At 68.7% G+C, this 17,228-nt stretch carries 18 protein-coding genes; 13 read left to right on the forward strand and 5 right to left on the reverse strand.

Annotated elements, in window-relative coordinates; genetic code table 11:
- The first annotated feature begins 19 nt into the window (after positions 1–19).
- Together RCH22_RS00830 and RCH22_RS00835 are read left to right on the forward strand one after the other, a co-directional pair.
- A complete protein-coding gene (locus RCH22_RS00830; protein ID WP_327012436.1) occupies positions 20–472 on the forward strand; it encodes a nucleotidyltransferase domain-containing protein in 453 nt (150 codons plus the stop codon).
- A 103-nt stretch (positions 473–575) separates the two neighbouring features.
- On the forward strand, positions 576–920 hold the full coding sequence (locus tag RCH22_RS00835; RefSeq protein ID WP_327012437.1) for a HepT-like ribonuclease domain-containing protein: 345 nt from the start codon (positions 576–578) through the stop codon (positions 918–920).
- 102 nt (positions 921–1,022) lie between these two features.
- Here RCH22_RS00835 and RCH22_RS00840 read toward each other — a convergent pair whose 3' ends face one another.
- A complete protein-coding gene (locus tag RCH22_RS00840) occupies positions 1,023–1,292 on the reverse strand; it encodes a hypothetical protein (protein WP_327012438.1) in 270 nt (89 codons plus the stop codon).
- 2 nt (positions 1,293–1,294) lie between these two features.
- Here RCH22_RS00840 and RCH22_RS00845 point away from each other — a divergent pair, with 2 nt between their 5' ends.
- Together RCH22_RS00845 and RCH22_RS00850 are read left to right on the forward strand one after the other, a co-directional pair.
- Complete coding sequence (locus RCH22_RS00845) at positions 1,295–1,618, forward strand: hypothetical protein (RefSeq protein WP_327012439.1); 324 nt, start codon at positions 1,295–1,297, stop codon at positions 1,616–1,618.
- Between the two features lie 226 nt (positions 1,619–1,844).
- Positions 1,845–3,407 (forward strand): MDR family MFS transporter, encoded by a 1,563-nt coding sequence (locus RCH22_RS00850; RefSeq protein ID WP_327012440.1) that lies wholly within the window; start codon positions 1,845–1,847, stop codon positions 3,405–3,407.
- 165 nt (positions 3,408–3,572) lie between these two features.
- Here RCH22_RS00850 and RCH22_RS00855 read toward each other — a convergent pair whose 3' ends face one another.
- Entirely contained in the window at positions 3,573–5,171 is a 1,599-nt protein-coding gene (locus RCH22_RS00855; RefSeq protein WP_327012441.1) for a helix-turn-helix domain-containing protein, read from the reverse strand.
- Positions 5,172–5,211: 40 nt separating this feature from the next.
- Here RCH22_RS00855 and RCH22_RS00860 point away from each other — a divergent pair, with 40 nt between their 5' ends.
- From RCH22_RS00860 to RCH22_RS00880, 5 genes are all read left to right on the forward strand, one after another.
- Positions 5,212–6,297 carry a hypothetical protein gene (locus RCH22_RS00860; protein ID WP_327012442.1) on the forward strand — a complete coding sequence of 362 codons (1,086 nt, stop codon included), beginning with the start codon at positions 5,212–5,214 and terminating at the stop codon, positions 6,295–6,297.
- On the forward strand, positions 6,294–7,403 hold the full coding sequence (gene menC / locus RCH22_RS00865; RefSeq protein WP_327012443.1) for an o-succinylbenzoate synthase: 1,110 nt from the start codon (positions 6,294–6,296) through the stop codon (positions 7,401–7,403). The genes RCH22_RS00860 and menC overlap by 4 nt, the downstream gene beginning before the upstream one ends.
- Positions 7,404–7,470: 67 nt before the next feature.
- Positions 7,471–8,403, forward strand: coding sequence for an ABC transporter substrate-binding protein (locus RCH22_RS00870; RefSeq protein WP_327012444.1), 933 nt, complete (start codon positions 7,471–7,473; stop codon positions 8,401–8,403).
- A gap of 4 nt (positions 8,404–8,407) precedes the next feature.
- Positions 8,408–9,454, forward strand: coding sequence for an amino acid ABC transporter permease (locus tag RCH22_RS00875; protein WP_327012445.1), 1,047 nt, complete (start codon positions 8,408–8,410; stop codon positions 9,452–9,454).
- Positions 9,451–10,263 (forward strand): amino acid ABC transporter ATP-binding protein, encoded by an 813-nt coding sequence (locus RCH22_RS00880; protein ID WP_327012446.1) that lies wholly within the window; start codon positions 9,451–9,453, stop codon positions 10,261–10,263. Before RCH22_RS00875 ends, RCH22_RS00880 begins: the two co-directional genes overlap by 4 nt.
- A 67-nt stretch (positions 10,264–10,330) precedes the next feature.
- On the opposite strand, the gene RCH22_RS00885 is transcribed toward RCH22_RS00880, so the two are convergent.
- Together RCH22_RS00885 and RCH22_RS00890 are read right to left on the reverse strand one after the other, a co-directional pair.
- Positions 10,331–10,669 (reverse strand): SRPBCC domain-containing protein, encoded by a 339-nt coding sequence (locus RCH22_RS00885; RefSeq protein WP_327012447.1) that lies wholly within the window; start codon positions 10,667–10,669, stop codon positions 10,331–10,333.
- A 102-nt stretch (positions 10,670–10,771) separates the two neighbouring features.
- Positions 10,772–11,791: a diacylglycerol kinase family protein gene (locus RCH22_RS00890; protein ID WP_327012448.1), complete on the reverse strand. Its 1,020-nt coding sequence runs from the start codon at positions 11,789–11,791 to the stop codon at positions 10,772–10,774.
- 176 nt (positions 11,792–11,967) lie between these two features.
- Here RCH22_RS00890 and RCH22_RS00895 point away from each other — a divergent pair, with 176 nt between their 5' ends.
- The 4 genes from RCH22_RS00895 to RCH22_RS00910 all read left to right on the forward strand — a co-directional run bounded on the left by RCH22_RS00895 (position 11,968) and on the right by RCH22_RS00910 (position 15,964).
- Positions 11,968–13,437, forward strand: a complete 1,470-nt coding sequence (locus RCH22_RS00895; RefSeq protein ID WP_327012449.1) for a wax ester/triacylglycerol synthase domain-containing protein — start codon at positions 11,968–11,970, stop codon at positions 13,435–13,437.
- Between the two features lie 75 nt (positions 13,438–13,512).
- Complete coding sequence (gene kduI / locus RCH22_RS00900) at positions 13,513–14,361, forward strand: 5-dehydro-4-deoxy-D-glucuronate isomerase (RefSeq protein WP_134445951.1); 849 nt, start codon at positions 13,513–13,515, stop codon at positions 14,359–14,361.
- Positions 14,361–15,200 carry an IclR family transcriptional regulator gene (locus RCH22_RS00905; RefSeq protein WP_327012450.1) on the forward strand — a complete coding sequence of 280 codons (840 nt, stop codon included), beginning with the start codon at positions 14,361–14,363 and terminating at the stop codon, positions 15,198–15,200. Before kduI ends, RCH22_RS00905 begins: the two co-directional genes overlap by 1 nt.
- The gene (locus RCH22_RS00910) at positions 15,197–15,964 is read left to right on the forward strand and encodes an SDR family NAD(P)-dependent oxidoreductase (protein ID WP_327012451.1); all 768 of its coding nucleotides are present in this window, start codon (positions 15,197–15,199) and stop codon (positions 15,962–15,964) included. The genes RCH22_RS00905 and RCH22_RS00910 overlap by 4 nt, the downstream gene beginning before the upstream one ends.
- A 154-nt stretch (positions 15,965–16,118) precedes the next feature.
- Here RCH22_RS00910 and RCH22_RS00915 read toward each other — a convergent pair whose 3' ends face one another.
- On the reverse strand, positions 16,119–17,141 hold the full coding sequence (locus tag RCH22_RS00915; RefSeq protein WP_327012452.1) for a LacI family DNA-binding transcriptional regulator: 1,023 nt from the start codon (positions 17,139–17,141) through the stop codon (positions 16,119–16,121).
- Positions 17,142–17,228 lie beyond the last annotated feature (87 nt).

Consider the following 17,228-nt stretch of genomic DNA (forward strand, 5'->3'; position numbering starts at 1 on the left):
TGCGAGCTATAATCCATGCATGAACACAGCGGAGAGCATTCTCGAGGCACGCGCGCGCGCCGGGCTCTCGCAGAGCCAGCTCGCCGTGCGCGCCGCCGTGCCGCAGCCGAATCTCTCCGCTTACGAGTCCGGTCGGGTGCAGCCGCGCCCCGAAACCCTCGCCCGCATCATGGCCGCGACCGCCGAGCGACCATCGGTCGTGCTGCAGCGGGGGCGCGAGCGCGTGCTCGAGCTGGCCGCACGCCGCCGCGCCGGCAATGTGCGGGTCTTCGGGAGCATCGCCCGGGGCACGGATGCCGTCGGCAGCGATATTGACCTCCTCGTCGCATTCTCGCCCGAGGCATCGATCCTCGATGCGGCGGGCCTGGTCCTCGACCTTGAACTCCTTCTCGGCGTTCGGGTGGACGTGATGAGCGACCGGGCCGAGGGCAGCATCCGCGATCGTGCCGTCGCCGAGGCGGTGCCCCTGTGAGGGAGGGTCCAGCGGTCGAATCCGCCGAGGTCGGAGCTGATGAGGGTGGAGCGGCTGCCAAGGGCATCCCGGTGTGTCGCGGTGCCGGCGAAGGCTCGACGCGATGACCCACGAATTCGACCGAACGGATGCGCTGATCGCGGACATCCGCGACCTCGTGCGTCACGCGAACCTCATCACCGCACGCGGCCGGAAGGTCTTCTTCGACCGGGCGGACCGCACGCGGCAGCTCGCGGCCAAGGCCATCGTGATCGACCTGCAAACCGCGGTTGAGCGGCTCCCGGCCACGTACCGGGACAAACACCCGGAAGTCGCCTGGGCAGAGTTGCGTGCCATGCGGAACTATCTCGCCCATGACTACGCGAACACCGACTATCAGATCGTCTGGAACGCGCTCGTCACGGACTTTCCCCGGCTTCTGCGGCAGCTGGGCCTTGCCGAGGGCTGAGGCCGCGGGTTTAGGGCACCTTTCCCGATTCGCTTGCGCGATCGTGCGTGCCACGGGTACCGTGGCAGCTACGCCACACGACGAGAGGAGCCGTCCCATGATTCAGTCAAAGATTTCCGCAGTGAACTGCCTCGCCGCCGGCATCGTCGGCGTCTTCACCGCCTGACCGGCGCGAGTTTCCGCCACCGGTTCTGCGGTGGTGACGCCCTCGATGTCCGCACGCAGCCAGCGCGTTCCGCGCTCCGGGATCAGTCCCGTTCCCTGACGTCGCACTCCTGGCGACGTCCCTTTTTGCGCCGCCTCGGCGGCCCCGCCGGTGCAGCAGACGGATGCGTCCGCATCCGTTCTGGGCACCGCCACAGTGAGGCTCACTCGTGACCGAAACGCTGTCGACCACTGCCGGTCGCCACAACCACCCGCTGCCCCCGCAGGCCGAACCAGATCCGCACTCCGGATCCGGATCCGGGTCCGAACGCGCATCCGCTGACCGCAACCTGCGTCCCCTCGGCCGCATCGATCGCCTGGCGCTGCACCTCGGCGTCGCCCTGATCCGGTGGGGACGTCGGCCGCGCGTGCAGCGCCCGGTCGCCGCCGTCGGCTGGGAGGCCGTCCGCCTCGTCCGGGAGGAACGCGAGCGGGCTCTCGAGCGTCAGCACGCGGACCTGCTCGGCTACCGGATGACCACGCCCTATCGGTGAGGGAGGGTGCGAGGCCGACCGGGCCTCGCGCCCTCTCGACGCAACGTCGGAGATTTTCGCGACTCGCGGCATCCGCTGCCGGGAAACACGGCGTGTCGCGAAAATCTCCGACTTTGCGTCTGACGGAGTTCCGCTTCACCGGAACAATCGGGCGGTGTCAGTGTTTTGAGTTTCAATAGCTGCACCGCCCCAACATCTTGACCGCACTTCTCGACGGGACCTTCACATGGCTGAAATCGCCATCGCCACCACCACACACGAGAACACGACAGGCACGACCGCGGGCACCGCGGGCACGGATACCGCGGCGAACGCTGCCGCGGTCTCTGCCGTCGCAGTCTCAGCGGCCGAGGCTGCCCTCGGCGTGCGCAACCGCCTCGTCATCACCCTGCTCCTCATCTCCACGTTCGTCGTGATCCTGAACGAGACGATCATGGGCGTGGCTCTGCCGCGGCTGATGGAAGACCTCAGCATCTCTGCGAGCGCAGCCCAGTGGCTGACCAGCGCATTCATGCTCACGATGGCCGTTGTCATTCCGATCACCGGGTTCCTGTTGCAGCGTTACAACACCCGTCCGGTGTTCATCGCCGCGATGACCCTGTTCAGCACCGGAACGCTGATCGCGGCACTCGCACCCGGATTCACCGTGCTGCTCGTGGCCCGCGTGGTGCAGGCCACCGGAACGGCGATCATGTTCCCGCTGCTGCTCACGACCGTGATGACGCTCGTGCCGGCGGCGCACCTCGGGCGCATGATGGGGAACATCTCCATCGTGATCTCGGTCGCTCCGGCGATCGGCCCGACGATTTCCGGCGCGATCCTGAGCGTGCTCGACTGGCGCTGGATGTTCATCCTCGTGCTCCCGATCGCGCTGACCGCCCTCGTCGTCGGCGGCATCCTGATGAAGAACGTGACGACGCCGACCAAGACTCCGATCGACGTGCTTTCGGTGATCCTCTCCGCGCTTGGCTTCGGTGGGCTCGTCTACGGGCTGAGCAACCTGGGCGCTGCGGGCGGCGGCATCGGCTCGGTGTCCGGCTGGCTGCCGCTCGCCGTCGGCGCGCTCGGCCTCACGGCGTTCATCCTGCGTCAGCTGTCCCTGCAGAAGCGCAACCGCGCCCTGCTCGACCTGCGCACCTTCCGCTCGCGCACCTTCACGTTCGCGATCGTGATGATGGCGATCAGCATGATGGCCCTATTCGGCACCATCATCCTGCTGCCGATCTACATTCAGACCGTGCTCGGCCTCGACACGCTCACCACCGGGCTGATGCTGCTGCCCGGGGGGCTCGTGATGGGCCTGCTCGCGCCGCTCGTGGGACGGCTCTACGACCGGTCGGGCCCCACCCGGCTCCTCGTTACTGGCTCGGTGATCGTGAGCGCGGTGTTCTGGGGGATGACCCTGCTGAACGAGCACAGCGCGCCGTGGATGGTCGTCGCTGCGCACGTGACCCTGAGCCTCGGCCTCGCCCTGCTCTTCACTCCGCTGTTCACCGCGGGGCTGGCTGCTGTGCGCCCCGAGCTCTACTCGCACGGCAGCGCCATGGTCGGCACAATTCAGCAACTCGCTGGCGCGTTCGGCACCGCCCTGTTCGTGACGGTGATGGCCTCCGTTGCGGCGTCCCAGCTGACGACCGGGGCGACGGCCGTCTCTGCGACGAGTGCGGGCATCCACGCTGCGTTCCTCTGTGGCGCCGTGATCTCCCTCTTCGCAATCCCGGCCGCGTTCTTCATCCGGCGTGCACCGGCGGATGCCGGCGACGCGGCTGCCGGCGCCCCCGCGCACTGACTCGGCCGCCCCACCCGCACGGCCCGCGGTAACCCGCTGGTGGTGGGCATAACTCCTGCAAATTTCCGGACCTGCCGTTCCCGGGCCCGGAAATACGCGGGTGCTGACCGTGCTACCGAAAATTTGCAGGAGTTATGACCGGGACGACGCGGGAGACGAGCGCCGTCAATCGAACTCGGCCACCCGCAGGCCGAGCCACAGGGTGAGGGTGTCTTCCGGGTTGGCGAGGTCCACTCCGAACAGCTCATGTGCCCGGCGCAGCCGGTAGCGCAGCGTGTTCTGGTGCACCGAGAGGCGAGCGGCGGTCGTGGCCGAATCCCGTGCGCAGTCCAGGTAGGTGCGCAGCGTCTTCGCGTAGTCCGTGCCCCGGCGCTGATCGAACTCCAGCACATCACGCGCCTGCTGCGACTGGAGCCGCGGACTGTCCCGAAACACCTGGGCCAGTTCGAGCAGGGCGAGGCTGCTGCGGGCGTCGAGCGCGCTCAGCACTGGTCTGGCCGTCGGCCGGTTAGCCAGGAGCAGCAGCACCAAATCGGCTTCATGCCGCGAGCGCCCGACCTGCCCGATGCTCGTCACCGGCAGTCCGACGGATGCCCGTACCGACACCCGCAGGCCCGTCGCGGCCCGGGCTACCAGCCGCTGGGCCATGGCCTCGGCCCGACGAGGCTCGCCCCCGGACCCGGTGAAGAGCGCATAGACGGTCGTGCCGATGACCACGCATTCCGCGCCGTGCTGGTGGGCCTCGCAGTGGATCGCGATCAGGTCGACCAGCCGGTTCAGCCGCACCGCGTCTCCGGCCAGGGTGAACTCGGGCTGGAAGGCGACCACGACAAACGGGCCCGTCGAGTCCAGACTCAGTTGCCCGGCCACGAGGGTCGCGTCGTCACCCCCACCGAGCAGGCGACGCAGCAGCTCAGCGCGCTGCTGCCGGGCGAGGTCGGCGGCGCTGCGCGCCCGCAGCAGATGCAGGGAAGCGATGTCCGCGGCGCGCTCCAGGGCTCGTTCGGCATCCGGTTCGAGTTCCCCCGTCGCATCCACGACCCAGATTGAACCGAGCGCCTGCGTGCCCGCCCGCACGGCGACCGCAAGCCGGTCCAGCGCCGGCGGCACGCCGGGAAGGTGCAGCGCGCCCGTCGCCCGGAACACCGAGGCATATTGCTCGGCGTTCTCGGGGAGGAACGGCACCTGGCGGCCGAGGATGCCCTCCCTTCGGTCGTCGTCGATCATCTGCCCCGGCAGGGTCGAGTAAGCCAGGATGCGCTCCTGCAGGTCCTCGATGGCGGTCGCGCCGCCGATCGTGGCGGCGATCGCATTCGCCAGCGCGAACAGGTCGCCCACCGGCTGGGTGGAGAGGGACCCATCGGTCTCTGCGACCGTGGTCAGGGCGGAGTTGATCAGCGCGTCCAGCTGCCGCCACTCGATCTCGTCGACGACGACCAGCAGCGCGATGCCGGCGGCATCCGCCACCGCGGCGAGGGTCTCCACGCTCAGCGACAGCGACTTCACGACCACGGCCCCGAACCCGCGGCGTGCGGCATCACGGATGACCTCCGCCGACTCGGGGGCCGCCGGGTGCAGGCCGATTCCGAGCAGGATGCCGCTGCGCGGCCCGGTCGGCGGAAGCCAGGGATCGTAGAGAGTCGGGCTCGTCAGCGGCAGCCGCAGCTGCGGTGGACCGGACGCGAGCCGGAGCCCCGCGCCATCCAGAATCTGCAGCAGCTCCGTCACGGCCAGGCCCCGCGGTTCGGCGGGGGAGACGTTCATGCTGCCCACCGTAGCGGATCATTGTGCTGCGCGACAATGAATGAGCATTTTCTTCGTGCCGCAGACCGAGGACGGGGTCGGCTCTGGCCGCAACACTGGAGCCATGCCGGTCAACCTCGAACTCAGCTCGTCAGCCAGCTCGTCTGCCAGCTCGCCTGCGGGCACTCCCGCCGGTACGTCTGACGGTGGCCGCATCGCGGTCCGGGCCGGTACTCCCTCCGGCTCGCCCGACAGCGACCTCGTCGGCCAGGCGCACGGCGCCGCGGCCCGGGCTGCGCGTCGCGCCGGGGTCACCGTGACTGACGCAGCCGGGCTCGACGAGCTACGGGCGGTGGAGGGCCTTCTCGTCACCGTCTGGAGTACCTCGCCGCTCGCCCCTCCCCTCCCCAGCGACCTCCTCCGCAGCATCAGCCATGCCGGCTGCAATGTCACCGCCGCCTACACGCTCGACGGCGTGTTGTGCGGGGCCGCCGTGGCGATCGTCTCGCCCGGGGCATCCTCGATGTATTCCCTCATTGCCGGTGTGCTTCCCGGCCTCGCCGACGCCGGCGTCGGATTCGCCCTCAAGCAGTACCAGCGGGCCTGGGCGCTGGCGCGGGGAATCGACGCGATGACCTGGACTTTCGACCCGCTGGTCAGCCGCAACGCCCGGTTCAATCTGACCAAGCTCGGCGCCCACGCCGAGGAATACCTCGAGAACTTCTACGGTCCGATGGACGACGGCATCAACGCCAACGACGAATCCGACCGTCTCGTCGCGGTCTGGCCGCTGACGAGCGAGGAATCCCGCTCCTGCAGTAACGGATTCCCGGCCGTGACCGACCTGCCGGCGCATTCCCCGTCGGATGTTCGTGGTCTCGGCCCCGACGGGCAGCCGCACCTCATCGACGCGGGCGGTTCCCTGTGGCTGCGGGTACCCACCGACATCGTCGGCCTGCGCGGCCAGGACCCGGCCCTGGCTGCAGCCTGGCGGGTCATCGTGCGCGAGACTTTCAACACGGCCTTCGCCGAGGGGCGGACCGCCCGCGGGGTCACCCGATCCGGCTGGTACCGGCTCGCAGCATCCGGCGAACCCACCACAGGCGAACCCGCCCCAGGTGAACCCAGGACAGAGGGACAGTCATGAAAATCGAGAACATCGAACTGAGGCGGGTCACACTGCCCCTGGTCAGCCCGTTCCGCACCTCCTTCGGCACTGCCACCGAACGCGAGACGACGCTCGTACGGGTCAGCACAGCGGATGCCGAGGGCTGGGCCGAGTGCGCCGCCGAACCCGACCCGTTGTACAGTTCCGAGTTCCTCGACGGCTGTGACCTCGTCATCCGTGACCACCTCGTGCCGCGGCTGCAGGCCCTCGGCGACCGCCTCACCGCCGAACGGGTGGCGACGGCCCTCGCTCCGGTCAAGGGACACCCGATGTCCAAGGCCGTGCTCGAAACGGCCATTCTCGACGCCCAGCTCAAGGAAGTCGGCGTCTCCTTCGGCGGCTACCTCGGGGCGGTGAGCGAGACCGTGCCGGCCGGTGTGTCGGTGGGGATCATGGACTCGCTCGACGAGCTCCTCGACGCTGTCGCCGGCTACCTCGCCGAAGGCTACCTGCGGATCAAGCTGAAGATCGAGCCCGGTTGGGACCTCGTTCCCGTGCGCGCCGTGCGCGAGCGCTTCGGCGACGACATCCTGCTGCAGGTCGACGCCAACACCGCGTACACGCTGGCGGATGCCCGCCACCTCGCCCGCCTCGACCCGTTCGACCTGCTCCTGATGGAGCAGCCGATGGCTGAAGACGACATCCTCGGTCACGCGGCGCTCGCGAAGTTGATCAAGACGCCCATCTGCCTCGACGAGTCAATCGAGTCCGCGCGTGACGCCGCCGCGGCGATCACGCTCGGCGCGTGCAGCATCATCAACGTCAAACCGGCCAGAGTCGGCGGCTACCTGGAGGCCCGGCGCATCCATGATGTCGCAGCCGCCCACGGGGTGCCGGTCTGGTGCGGCGGGATGCTCGAAACGGGCATCGGCCGGGCCGCGAATGTGGCCCTGGCCGCGCTACCGAACTTCGTGCTTCCGGGGGATACCTCGGCGTCCAACCGCTACTACGAGCAGGACCTGACCGCCCCGTTCGTGCTCGAGGACGGGCATCTGCGGGTGCCGACCGGTCCCGGCATCGGCGTCGAGGTGCTGCCCGACGTGCTCGCCGACGTCACGACCGCCACCGCCGACATCCGTTTCTAGCCTCACCCCCACACCGCGTCACGACCTGCGTCACCCCACCCGCGTCACACCCGTCTGGAGAACACGAATGGCCTTCGAAAAACGCACCCGCAGCTCCTGGTTCCTCACAGCAGCGATCGGGGTCGCCGCGACGCTCGCTCTCTCCGCGTGTTCCGCCTCCGGTACCTCCCCGGTATCGGCTCCCTCGGCCTCGTCGGCCAACGTAGACGCTGCGGCGGCCGCGGCCCTTCCGGCCAAATACAAGGAAGCCGGCACCATCAAGGTGGCCTCGGACATCCCGTTCCCGCCGATGGAGATGTTCGACGCGAACCAGAAGCTCACCGGGTTCGACTACGACCTTGCCCAGGCCATCGGTGCCAAGCTCGGCGTCACCATGGACCTGCAGACCCAGGCCTTCGACAGCATCATCCCGTCGCTGCAGTCCGGCAAACACGACGTGATCATGTCAGGGATGAACGACACCGTGGAGCGCCAGAAGACGATTGACTTCGTAGACTACTTCCACGCCGGGTTCTCGATCCTGGTGCCCAAGGGCAACCCCGGCACGATCACGACCGTGCTCGACCTGTGCGGCAAGGACGTCGCCGTGCAGAAGGCGACCGTGCAGGCCGACATCCTCCACGGGTACGACGCGGAGTGCAGTGCCTCCGGCGCCGGCCCGATGAAGCTCTCCGAACTGCCGCTCGAGACGGATGTGCAGACCGCCGTTCGAGCGGGCAAGGCCGTTGCCGATGTCGTCGACTCCGCTGTCGCGGCGTATGCCGCGCAGACCGCTGGAGGCGGCAGCATGTTCGAGGTCGTTCGGGACGCCAAGAACCCGGCCGGGTACAACCCGGTGTACACCGGGATCGGCGTGTTGAAAAAGGACGCCGACTTGAGCAAGGCCCTCAACCTCGCCCTGGCCGCAGTCATCAAGGACGGGTCGTACGCCGAAATCCTCGCCAAGTACGGCATGAGCGACTACGGCGTTGACGCGTCCGGTATCAACCTCGGGTCGTGACCGGATGCCGCGCGCACTGCTGACCACTCGGGAATCCGTTGCCGGGAGCGACAGCCTCGCTGTCGACCCGGACGACATCGTCGCTGTGCCGTTGCGGCATCCGTGGCGGTGGATCATCGCCGTCTTCCTGCTGATCGGGTTCGTCTGCCTCGGCATTTCGCTGTGGCAGAACCAGAACGTGGATCACCCGACCATCTCCGAGTTCATCTTCAACCCGCGCATCCTGAGCGGGGTTGTGCTGACCATCATGCTCACGGTCGTCGCGATGCTGGTGTCGACAGTGCTGGGGGTGCTGCTGGCCATCATGCGGCTCTCCAGCAATCCGGTGATGAACATCCTGGCCTGGCTGTACGTGTGGGCGTTCCGCGGCACACCGCTCCTGATCCAGATCGTGTTCTGGGGCTACCTGGGCCTGCTCTACGCGCAGATCTCGGTGGGCATCCCGTTCACTGACTTCACGATCTTCGCCATGGACACCAACACTCTCATCCCCGCGCTCACGGCCGGGCTGCTCGCCCTTACCCTCAACCAGGCCGCGTACTCGGCGGAGATCGTGCGCTCGGGGATGCTCTCGGTGGACGAGGGCCAGTACGAGGCGGCCTACTCCGTGGGCATGAGCCCGGTGTTCACTCTGTTCAAGGTGGTGTTGCCGCAGGCGATGCGGGTCATCATCCCTCCGATGGGCAACGAGACGATCTCGATGCTCAAGAACACCTCGCTGCTCTCGGTGATCGCGGTTCTCGAGCTGTACACGGTCGCGACGCAGATCTCCTCGCAGAACCTCCGCCAGGTGGAGCTGCTCGTCGTGGTGAGCTGCTGGTACCTGTTCCTCACCTCGGTGCTCTCCATCCCGCAGTACTACCTCGAGCGCTACTACGGGCGCGGCACTGCGAGAAGCCTGCCGCCGACCCCGTTCCAGCGGGTGCGCGCCTTGCTCCGCAGCAACCATGCGTTCGGTCGCGCACGAGCCCTCGGCGTTGATCGCAGTCACGGCAGCAGCCGCGGCAATCAGACAATCGACCGCGCGACGCACAGACAGGATGCCTCATGACCGACACCGTCTACGCTCAGGTCGATCCCGGTGCACTTAACAGTCCCGTCGAGCCGCTGCTCAGCGCCCTCAAGGTGCGCAAGAGTTACGGCGGCGTCGAAGTGCTCAAGGGAATCTCGCTGAGCGTCAATCCCGGCCAGGTGATGTGCCTTCTCGGTCCCTCCGGTTCGGGCAAATCCACGTTCCTGCGCTGCATCAACCACTTGGAACGCATCGACGGCGGCCGCATCTCCGTCAACGGTGAACTCGTCGGCTACGCCCAGCGCCGGGACCGCATCTTTGAGATGAACCCGCGCGAGGTAGCGAGGCAGCGCCGGGGGATCGGCATGGTCTTCCAACGGTTCAACCTGTTTCCGCACATGACCGCCCTCGAGAACATCACGGCTGCGCCGGTCGGTGTGCGCAGACTGCCCCGGCAGGCCGCGCTCACCCGTGGGCTCGAGCTGCTGGACCGGGTCGGCCTGGCCGACCTCGCGCAGTCCTATCCGGCACAGCTCTCCGGCGGACAGCAGCAGCGAGTGGCGATCGCGCGGGCGCTCGCCATGGACCCCAAGCTGCTCCTCTTCGACGAGCCCACGAGCGCCCTCGACCCTGAACTGGTCGGCGACGTGCTCGATGTGATGCGCACCCTCGCCGCGGACGGGATGACCATGGTCGTCGTCACCCACGAGATCGGCTTCGCCCGCGGCGCCGCCGACGTGGTCGTGTTCATGGACGGGGGCGTGGTCGTGGAGTCGGGTCCTCCCGGCGAGGTGCTCGACAACCCGCAGAGCCCGCGCACGAAAGCCTTCCTCGACAGCGTGATGTAGCCAGCCGCCCCATCCCGCCCCCGACCACCGAAGTCCGCCGTCCGGACGGTAGCAGCCGGGCTCGGGCTCAGGTCAGGGCGGCCAGGGCAAGGAGGGCGAGTGCCGCAGTGCTGGTGGCCAGGCGGGCGAGGTTCCAGCGGCTCCACGGGGTCTCGAAGGCGACCCGAGCCTGCCGGTGCTCGGAATCCTCACCGCGGCCAGGGGATCGGTGTGTCGGGCGGTACCGCCAGCTCTGCATGATGCGGTGACCGGGGTCGAGAACGAGAGTCTGTCCGGTGATGTACCCGTCCCAGGCCTTGTCGTCGCCGCCGACGCGGGCGTCGATACTCGCATCCGTGCCGGTCATCGCTGTATCACCGGTGCTGCTGAGCCAGGTCTCATACACCCGCTCGGGGCTCGCCCGCACGATCGCGGACAGTCCGAACCCGGTCAGGGGTCAGGCTCATTCGGTAGGCTGCGTCCCAGCTGATGACGCCGCCTTCCACCGCACGACGCGTATCCGCCGGTGCTACGCTGCGCTAGGCACTCGCACGGTGAGGCTGCCCGGGTCGATCCAGGTCTTCAGGGCGACCGCCTTGCCGAATTCGTCGCCGTCGAGCTCGATCTCCTCCGGCCGGTGCAGGCGCAGGACGAGCTCGGTTCCGGTCGCGTAGTTGAGGGCGTCGACGTCCTTCGTCCTCAACCGGTGCCCGAGCGGGGTGCGGCTGAGCACCCCGTTCTCCCAGATCACCTTGGAGACGATTTGCACCCAGCCGAGCACTCCCTTCGGCTTGAGCACGACGATGTCGAAGTGCCCGTCGTCGACGACCGCGTCGGGCAGCAACACGATCTCGGCGGGAAGCAGGCCGCAATTGCCGACCATGATCGTGTGGGCCCGCATGGACTGCGCGGGCTGTTTGTCGAGGCTGTACCGGAAGTGCAGGTCGTTCCGGTCCTGCCCCACGGCGACCATGGCCTTCACATAAGCGAGCCAACCGACCTTCGCCTTCAGATCGTCGTCGGTGTTGGCGAGCATCTTTGCGTCCAGACCGAGTCCGGCCATCACCAGGTAGGCGTGCCGGTCGATCCTTCGGTCGGCGCGTTCGATGTCGATCATGCCCATGTCGATCACGCGGTCGGTCCCGGTGAACGCGGAGCGGATCGACCCGTCGAGGTCGTCGAGGGCGAGCTTCAGGTTGCGGGCGAGCAGGTTCCCGGTGCCAGAGGGAAGCAGCGCGAGTGCGCACACAGTGCCGTGCACGATCTCGGCGACCGCGCGAACAGTGCCGTCGCCGCCGGCCACAACGATGACGGATGCCCCCGCCTCGATCGCCTGCCGGGCCGCACCCTGTCCCGGGTCGTCTTTCGACGTCTCGAACCAGAGTGTTTCCGGCCAGCCCGCGGCGGACTCTTCGGTCGCGACGGAGGCCTTGAGCGCGGGAAGGTCGACCTTGATCGGGTTGTAGACGACCGCGGCCAGGCGGGTCCGGGCCTCCGGGGCGGTTCCGTTTCCGGTCGCGTCGGGATCCGTTAGCTCTGTGTTGGTCATGGGGCATCCTCCGGGTTCTGTGCGGGAAGCCTAGCGCCCCGCAGGCTCGGCAGTCACCGTCGTGCGACATTCGTCACCGGTAAGACGGTTCTGGGGCGGAATTGTCACGCCGATCGGCCAGATTGTTCGCGACCTTGGTTCAGCACACCCGTTCCCCGCGGGTATAGCGTGGCGCTATGCCCACCCTGCCGCCCATCGATCGGGTCAGCGTGGACGACCTGATGTCGCTCGCCACCGAGCGTGGCTCCTCGCCCATGCAGGTCGGAGCGGTGCTCTTCCTCGACAGTCGTTCGGGCCTCGACCCCGAGGCAGCCCTCCGCGTGCTCGCCGACCGCATCCGCCAGGTGCCGCGGCTGCGGCAACGACTGGTCGACGTGCCCAGGGGATGCGGCCGCCCGGCCTGGGTCGACGACCCCGCCTTCGACGTGTCCTCGCGAGTGTGCCCGGCGCCCGGGGGAGAGGCGGCGGTCCTCGACATCGCCGCGGGGCTGCTCGGCACGCGGCTGTCGCGTTCCCGACCGCTCTGGGTCGCGGTGCTCGTGACCGGCGTCGGTGGGGGTGCGCCGGGTGCGGAGCTCGCGCCGGGTTCGCTCGGTTCGGCTGGCTCGCCGGATTCCTTGGGTACTTTCGGTGCGCGGGATGCCCCGGTTGCCTCACCGGACGACCGCGCCGCGCTCATCATCGTGTTCCACCACGTGCTCGCAGACGGGATGGGCGGCCTCGCCGTGATGGCGAGCCTCGTCGACCGCCCCGCGGAATCCCTGCCGCGAAAGCGGGTGAATCGTCGGTCTGGAGTGCCCATAACGACGATTCACCCGCTTTCGCGAAAGGGTTCTGGTGGGATGCCGTCGGTCGGGGCGCTCGCGCGCGACGCGTGGGCGGGCAGGGTTCGCGCGGTGCCGCACCTCCCGGCGACCCTGGCGCGCGCGGTCGGCGGCCTCCTCGCGTTGCGCGGATCGATCGGCGCCCCGCGCCTGGCCCGCACCTCGCTCAACGTACCGACCGGGCCGCGGCGGCGCTTCGTGTCGATCCGGCTCGACCTGGCGGAGGTCCTCACGGCCGGCCACGCGCACCACGCCACCGTCAACGACGTCGTGCTTACGGCGATCGGCGGCGCGCTGCACCGACTGCTCGATCAGCGCGGCGAGCGGCAGGAGACCTTCGTGTTGTCGGTGCCGTTCTCGGGTCGGCGCCAGGCTGCCGCGGGCGAACTGGGGAACCAGAGCGGGGTGATTCCGATCCTCGTGCCCGGTGTCGGGCATCCGTTCACCCGGCTGGATGCTGTCGCCACCGCCACGAAGACGGCGAAACTCGCCCCCGCGGGTGCGTCGACGGCGTTGCTCGGGCCGTTCTTCCGGCTGCTCGCGCGGCTCGGCCTGTTCCAGCGGTTCATCAGCCGGCAGCGGAGGATCCACACCTTCGTGACCAACCTGCGCGGGCCGGGGGAGCCGCTCGCGATATTCGGGTGCCCGGTCACCGGCCTCGTGCCCCTGACCGGCCCCACCGGAAACGTGACGGTGTCGTTCGCCGTGCTCTCCTACGCAGGCGGCCTCGAGGTAACCCTCGCCGCCGACCCGGACACCTGCCCCGACCTTGACGCCCTCCGCGCGCTCCTCGAGCACGAGTTCGCCGCCCTGCTGTCCTGAGTTTGACGGGAAGCTAGTCGGCGCCCAGAATGGAACTAAGTTCCATTTTGGGGCCGTGAAGCGCAAGGAGTCTCCGTGCAGATCCGCAATGCCACCAGCCCGACCGAAGTCCGGGGAATGACGACCGCCGAGCTGCGCGAACGCTTCCTCGTCACCGACCTCTTCGTCGACGACGAGTTGCGCGCCGTCTACTCCCACGAAGACCGGGTCATCCTCGTCGGGGTCAGCCCCGTTACGGCCCCGCTCACCCTCGAGAGCTTCCCGGAACTGCGGACCGACCACTTCTTCGAGCGCCGCGAGGCCGGGATCGTCAACGTCGGCGGATCCGGAACCGTTGTCGTCGACGGCGTGCCGTTCGCCCTCGGGCACGGATCGTGCCTGTACATCGGCCGCGGGGCATCCGTCGTCGAATTCATCTCGGACAGCGCGAGCGCCGCGCCCGAGACCGAAGACTCCGCCCGGTTCTACATCTTCTCGGCGCCGGCCCACACCGAATACCCGACCACGCTCGTGCCCGCGGGAACCGGCATCGTCCGCGAGCTCGGCGACCAGTCGACCTCGAACCGCCGCACGCTCAACCAGTACATCCACGAGAACGGCGTGCGCAGCTGCCAGGTCGTGATGGGCGTGACGAGCCTGCACGAGGGCAGCATGTGGAACACCATGCCCGCGCACACCCACGACCGCCGCATGGAGGCCTACCTCTACTTCGACCTCCCCGAGGCCGCCCGCGTCGTGCACCTGATGGGCGAGCCGACCGAAACCCGCCACCTGATCGTCGCCAACCGCCAGGCGACCATCGCCCCGAGCTGGTCGATCCACTCCGGCGTCGGCACCTCGAACTACTCCTTCATCTGGGCCATGGCCGGCGAGAACCAGTCCTTCGACGACATGGACGCCGTGGACATCACCGCCGTTTCCTGATGACTGCTGACCTTGCCGGCGAGCGGATGCCGTCGGCCCCCGCCGCCGTCCAGGTCGCCACCCCTGCCGGCGCAGCCGAGCGCACCCTCATCGTGCTCGAGGCGGCCCTCGAGCATCCGCGGTTCTCGGACGTCGTCGCCGCGACAGGCCTGCCCAAGGCCACCGTGCACCGCCTGCTCTCGACCCTCGTGACGCAGCGGTTCCTCGCGACCGACGCCGCCGGCAGCTATTTGCCGGGCCCGGCGATCCTGGCGATCGCCGGCCGCGCCCTCGCCGGCGTCGACATCTCCGCGATCGCCCAACCCTTCGTCGACGCCCTCGTCGCCACGGTGGACTGCACCGTGCACATCGGCTACATCGCCGGCGACTCGATCGTCTACGTGATGCGCAGCGACTCCCGCAAACCGTACACAATGCCGTCCCGCGTCGGCCGTGCCGCCCCGCTGCACACCACCGGCATCGGCAAGGTCATTCTCGCGAGCTACCCCGACGACACCGTCGACCGCATCATCGCGAGCGCCGGGCTCGCCCGTATCACGGATGCCTCGATCACCGACCCGGACGCCTTTCGCCGCGAGATCGCCGGAGTGCGTTCGCGCGGCACTGCCCGCGACCGCGGCGAGAACGTGCCCGGAATCGCCTGCATCGCGGCGCCGCTCTTCGACCACGCCGGAACCGTCCGCTACGGGCTCAGCGTGTCCACGCTGTCGATCGAGCACAGCGACGAGCAGATCGAGGCGATGTCGGGCCCCCTGCTGAAGGCCGCGGCAGCCATCTCCCAGGCCCTCGGCTACCAGGGAAGCGCATTCGCGACCACACCGTTAGGAAACCACTCATGAGTGTTCTGAACCTCTTCGACCTCAGCGGCAAGACCGCCGTCGTCACCGGCGCGAGCCGCGGCATCGGCTTCGCCATGGCCGTCGCCCTCGCCGAGGCCGGCGCGGACGTCGTCGGCGTATCGTCGAGGATGCCCGAGCACGGCAGCGCGATCGAGACCGCGGTCACCGCACTCGGGCGCCGGTTCACCGCACTGTACGCCGACTTCGCCGACCGGGCCGCCGTCGCCGCGCTCGCCGCCGAGATCACCGCGCTGGGCCCGATCGACGTGCTCGTCAACAACGCGGGCACGATCGCGCGCGCCCCCGCAGCCGAGCATTCGGACAAGATGTGGGACCGCGTCATCGCCGTCAACCTCTCGAGCCAGTTCGTGCTCAGCCGGGAGATCGGCCGGACCATGATCGCGCAGGGCCGCGGAAAGATCATCTTCACCGCCTCGCTGCTGAGCTTCCAGGGCGGGCTCAACGTGCCCGCGTACACGGCTTCGAAGTCTGCGATCGCCGGACTCACCAAGGCACTCTCGAACGAGTGGGCGCCGCTCGGCGTCAACGTCAACGCGATCGCCCCCGGGTACTTCGCGACCGACAACACCCAGGCCCTCCAGGACGACGCCGGCCGGTCCGGGGCCATCCTCGAGCGGATCCCCGCCGCCCGCTGGGGCACCCCCGCCGACCTCACCGGAGCGACGGTCTTCCTCGCCTCCGCCGCCTCGGACTACGTGAACGGCATCATCCTCCCGGTCGACGGCGGCTGGCTCGGCCGCTGACCCGCTCCCGCTCCCGCATCCGCTCCCGCATCCGCTCCCCGAATCGGGTCGCCACCCTCCGCGAGAGTACACTTTTGGCCCTTCAAAACGGCTTGGGTTCAGGGGCCAAAAACGCACTCTCACGAGGGCGGGCAAGGGCGGGCGGGGACAGGGGTCAGGCGGAGTCGCGCCAGACGATCGGGGTGGTGAGCAGGATGCCGCCGAGCTCTGGCTCCTCGCCGCGCAGCTGGGCCAGCACCGATTCGGCGGCCCGCTCGCCGAGGCCGGCGGCCGGTTGGTGCACTGTCGAGAGCAGCGGCTGGCACCGGAGCGCCCAGGCGCTGTCGTCGAAGCCGACGACGCCGACGTCCCCCGGCACGCTGCGTCCGGCCTCGCGCAGCGCCTCGAGCGCGCCCGCAGCAACGGCATCGGATGCCGCGAACACCCCATCGAGCCAGGGCTCGGCGGCGAGCAGCGCGCGCATCCCCTCGACACCATCGGCATACGCATAGAACGGCACCCGGGCGACGAGGGCCGGGTCGAAGAGGGGACCGAGGGCATCCGTGAACCCGGCGAGACGGTCGGCGCCCGAGTCGCGGTCGAGCGCGGAGGCGATCATGCCGACGCGCGTGCGTCCGGTGGCGAGCAGGCGCTCCGTGATCGCGCGCGCTGAGCTGCGGTTGTCGATGCCGACGAACGGCAGTCGCCTCAGGTCCGGCGGATGTCCGACAAACGTCGACGGCAGTCCCAGCTTTTCGATAATGCGCGTGATCGGGTCATTCTGTCGTGCCGACACGACGATGACCCCGTCGACGAAGCCGCCGCTGAGGTACCGGGCGACCCGGTCGGTGTCCCGCTCGGAGTCGATGATGAGGCAGACCATCTGGAAGTCGGCGAGGGACAGCGCCGCGTTGGCCCCGAGCAGGATCTCGCCGATGTTGGGGTCTTCCAGGAAGAGCGAGTGCGGCTCGTGCACGATGAAACCGATCGCCTGCGAGCGCTGCATGACGAGGTTGCGGGCTGCGGTGTTCGGCACGTAGCCGACCTTCTCGATGGCGGCCTCGATCGCGATCCGCGCCTCGGCGGACACGTAGGGTTCGTCGTTCACGACCCGGCTCACCGTGCCGCGGGAGACCCCGGCCTCGAGGGCGACATCGTGGATCGTGGCACGTTTGCGCCGCCCCGGATTGGTCACCATTCGATAACTGTATCGCCCGTTTCGCGAAATGGGCCTTGACACGGATCGCGATCCGTACTTACTCTGTGTACGTTCACAGATCGACCG

The organism is Cryobacterium sp. GrIS_2_6 (genome assembly GCF_035984545.1).
In the GTDB taxonomy this organism is placed as follows: domain Bacteria; phylum Actinomycetota; class Actinomycetes; order Actinomycetales; family Microbacteriaceae; genus Cryobacterium.

Coding starts and splice junctions, on each gene's coding strand:
- RCH22_RS00830 (WP_327012436.1), top strand. CDS start 20: ATGAACACAGCGGAGAGCATTCTCGAGGCACGCGCGCGCGCCGGGCTC.
- RCH22_RS00835 (WP_327012437.1), top strand. CDS start 576: ATGACCCACGAATTCGACCGAACGGATGCGCTGATCGCGGACATCCGC.
- RCH22_RS00850 (WP_327012440.1), top strand. CDS start 1,845: ATGGCTGAAATCGCCATCGCCACCACCACACACGAGAACACGACAGGC.
- RCH22_RS00855 (WP_327012441.1), bottom strand. CDS start 5,171: ATGAACGTCTCCCCCGCCGAACCGCGGGGCCTGGCCGTGACGGAGCTG.
- RCH22_RS00860 (WP_327012442.1), top strand. CDS start 5,212: ATGAGCATTTTCTTCGTGCCGCAGACCGAGGACGGGGTCGGCTCTGGC.
- menC (WP_327012443.1), top strand. CDS start 6,294: ATGAAAATCGAGAACATCGAACTGAGGCGGGTCACACTGCCCCTGGTC.
- RCH22_RS00870 (WP_327012444.1), top strand. CDS start 7,471: ATGGCCTTCGAAAAACGCACCCGCAGCTCCTGGTTCCTCACAGCAGCG.
- RCH22_RS00875 (WP_327012445.1), top strand. CDS start 8,408: ATGCCGCGCGCACTGCTGACCACTCGGGAATCCGTTGCCGGGAGCGAC.
- RCH22_RS00880 (WP_327012446.1), top strand. CDS start 9,451: ATGACCGACACCGTCTACGCTCAGGTCGATCCCGGTGCACTTAACAGT.
- RCH22_RS00890 (WP_327012448.1), bottom strand. CDS start 11,791: ATGACCAACACAGAGCTAACGGATCCCGACGCGACCGGAAACGGAACC.
- RCH22_RS00895 (WP_327012449.1), top strand. CDS start 11,968: ATGCCCACCCTGCCGCCCATCGATCGGGTCAGCGTGGACGACCTGATG.
- RCH22_RS00905 (WP_327012450.1), top strand. CDS start 14,361: ATGACTGCTGACCTTGCCGGCGAGCGGATGCCGTCGGCCCCCGCCGCC.
- RCH22_RS00910 (WP_327012451.1), top strand. CDS start 15,197: ATGAGTGTTCTGAACCTCTTCGACCTCAGCGGCAAGACCGCCGTCGTC.
- RCH22_RS00915 (WP_327012452.1), bottom strand. CDS start 17,141: ATGGTGACCAATCCGGGGCGGCGCAAACGTGCCACGATCCACGATGTC.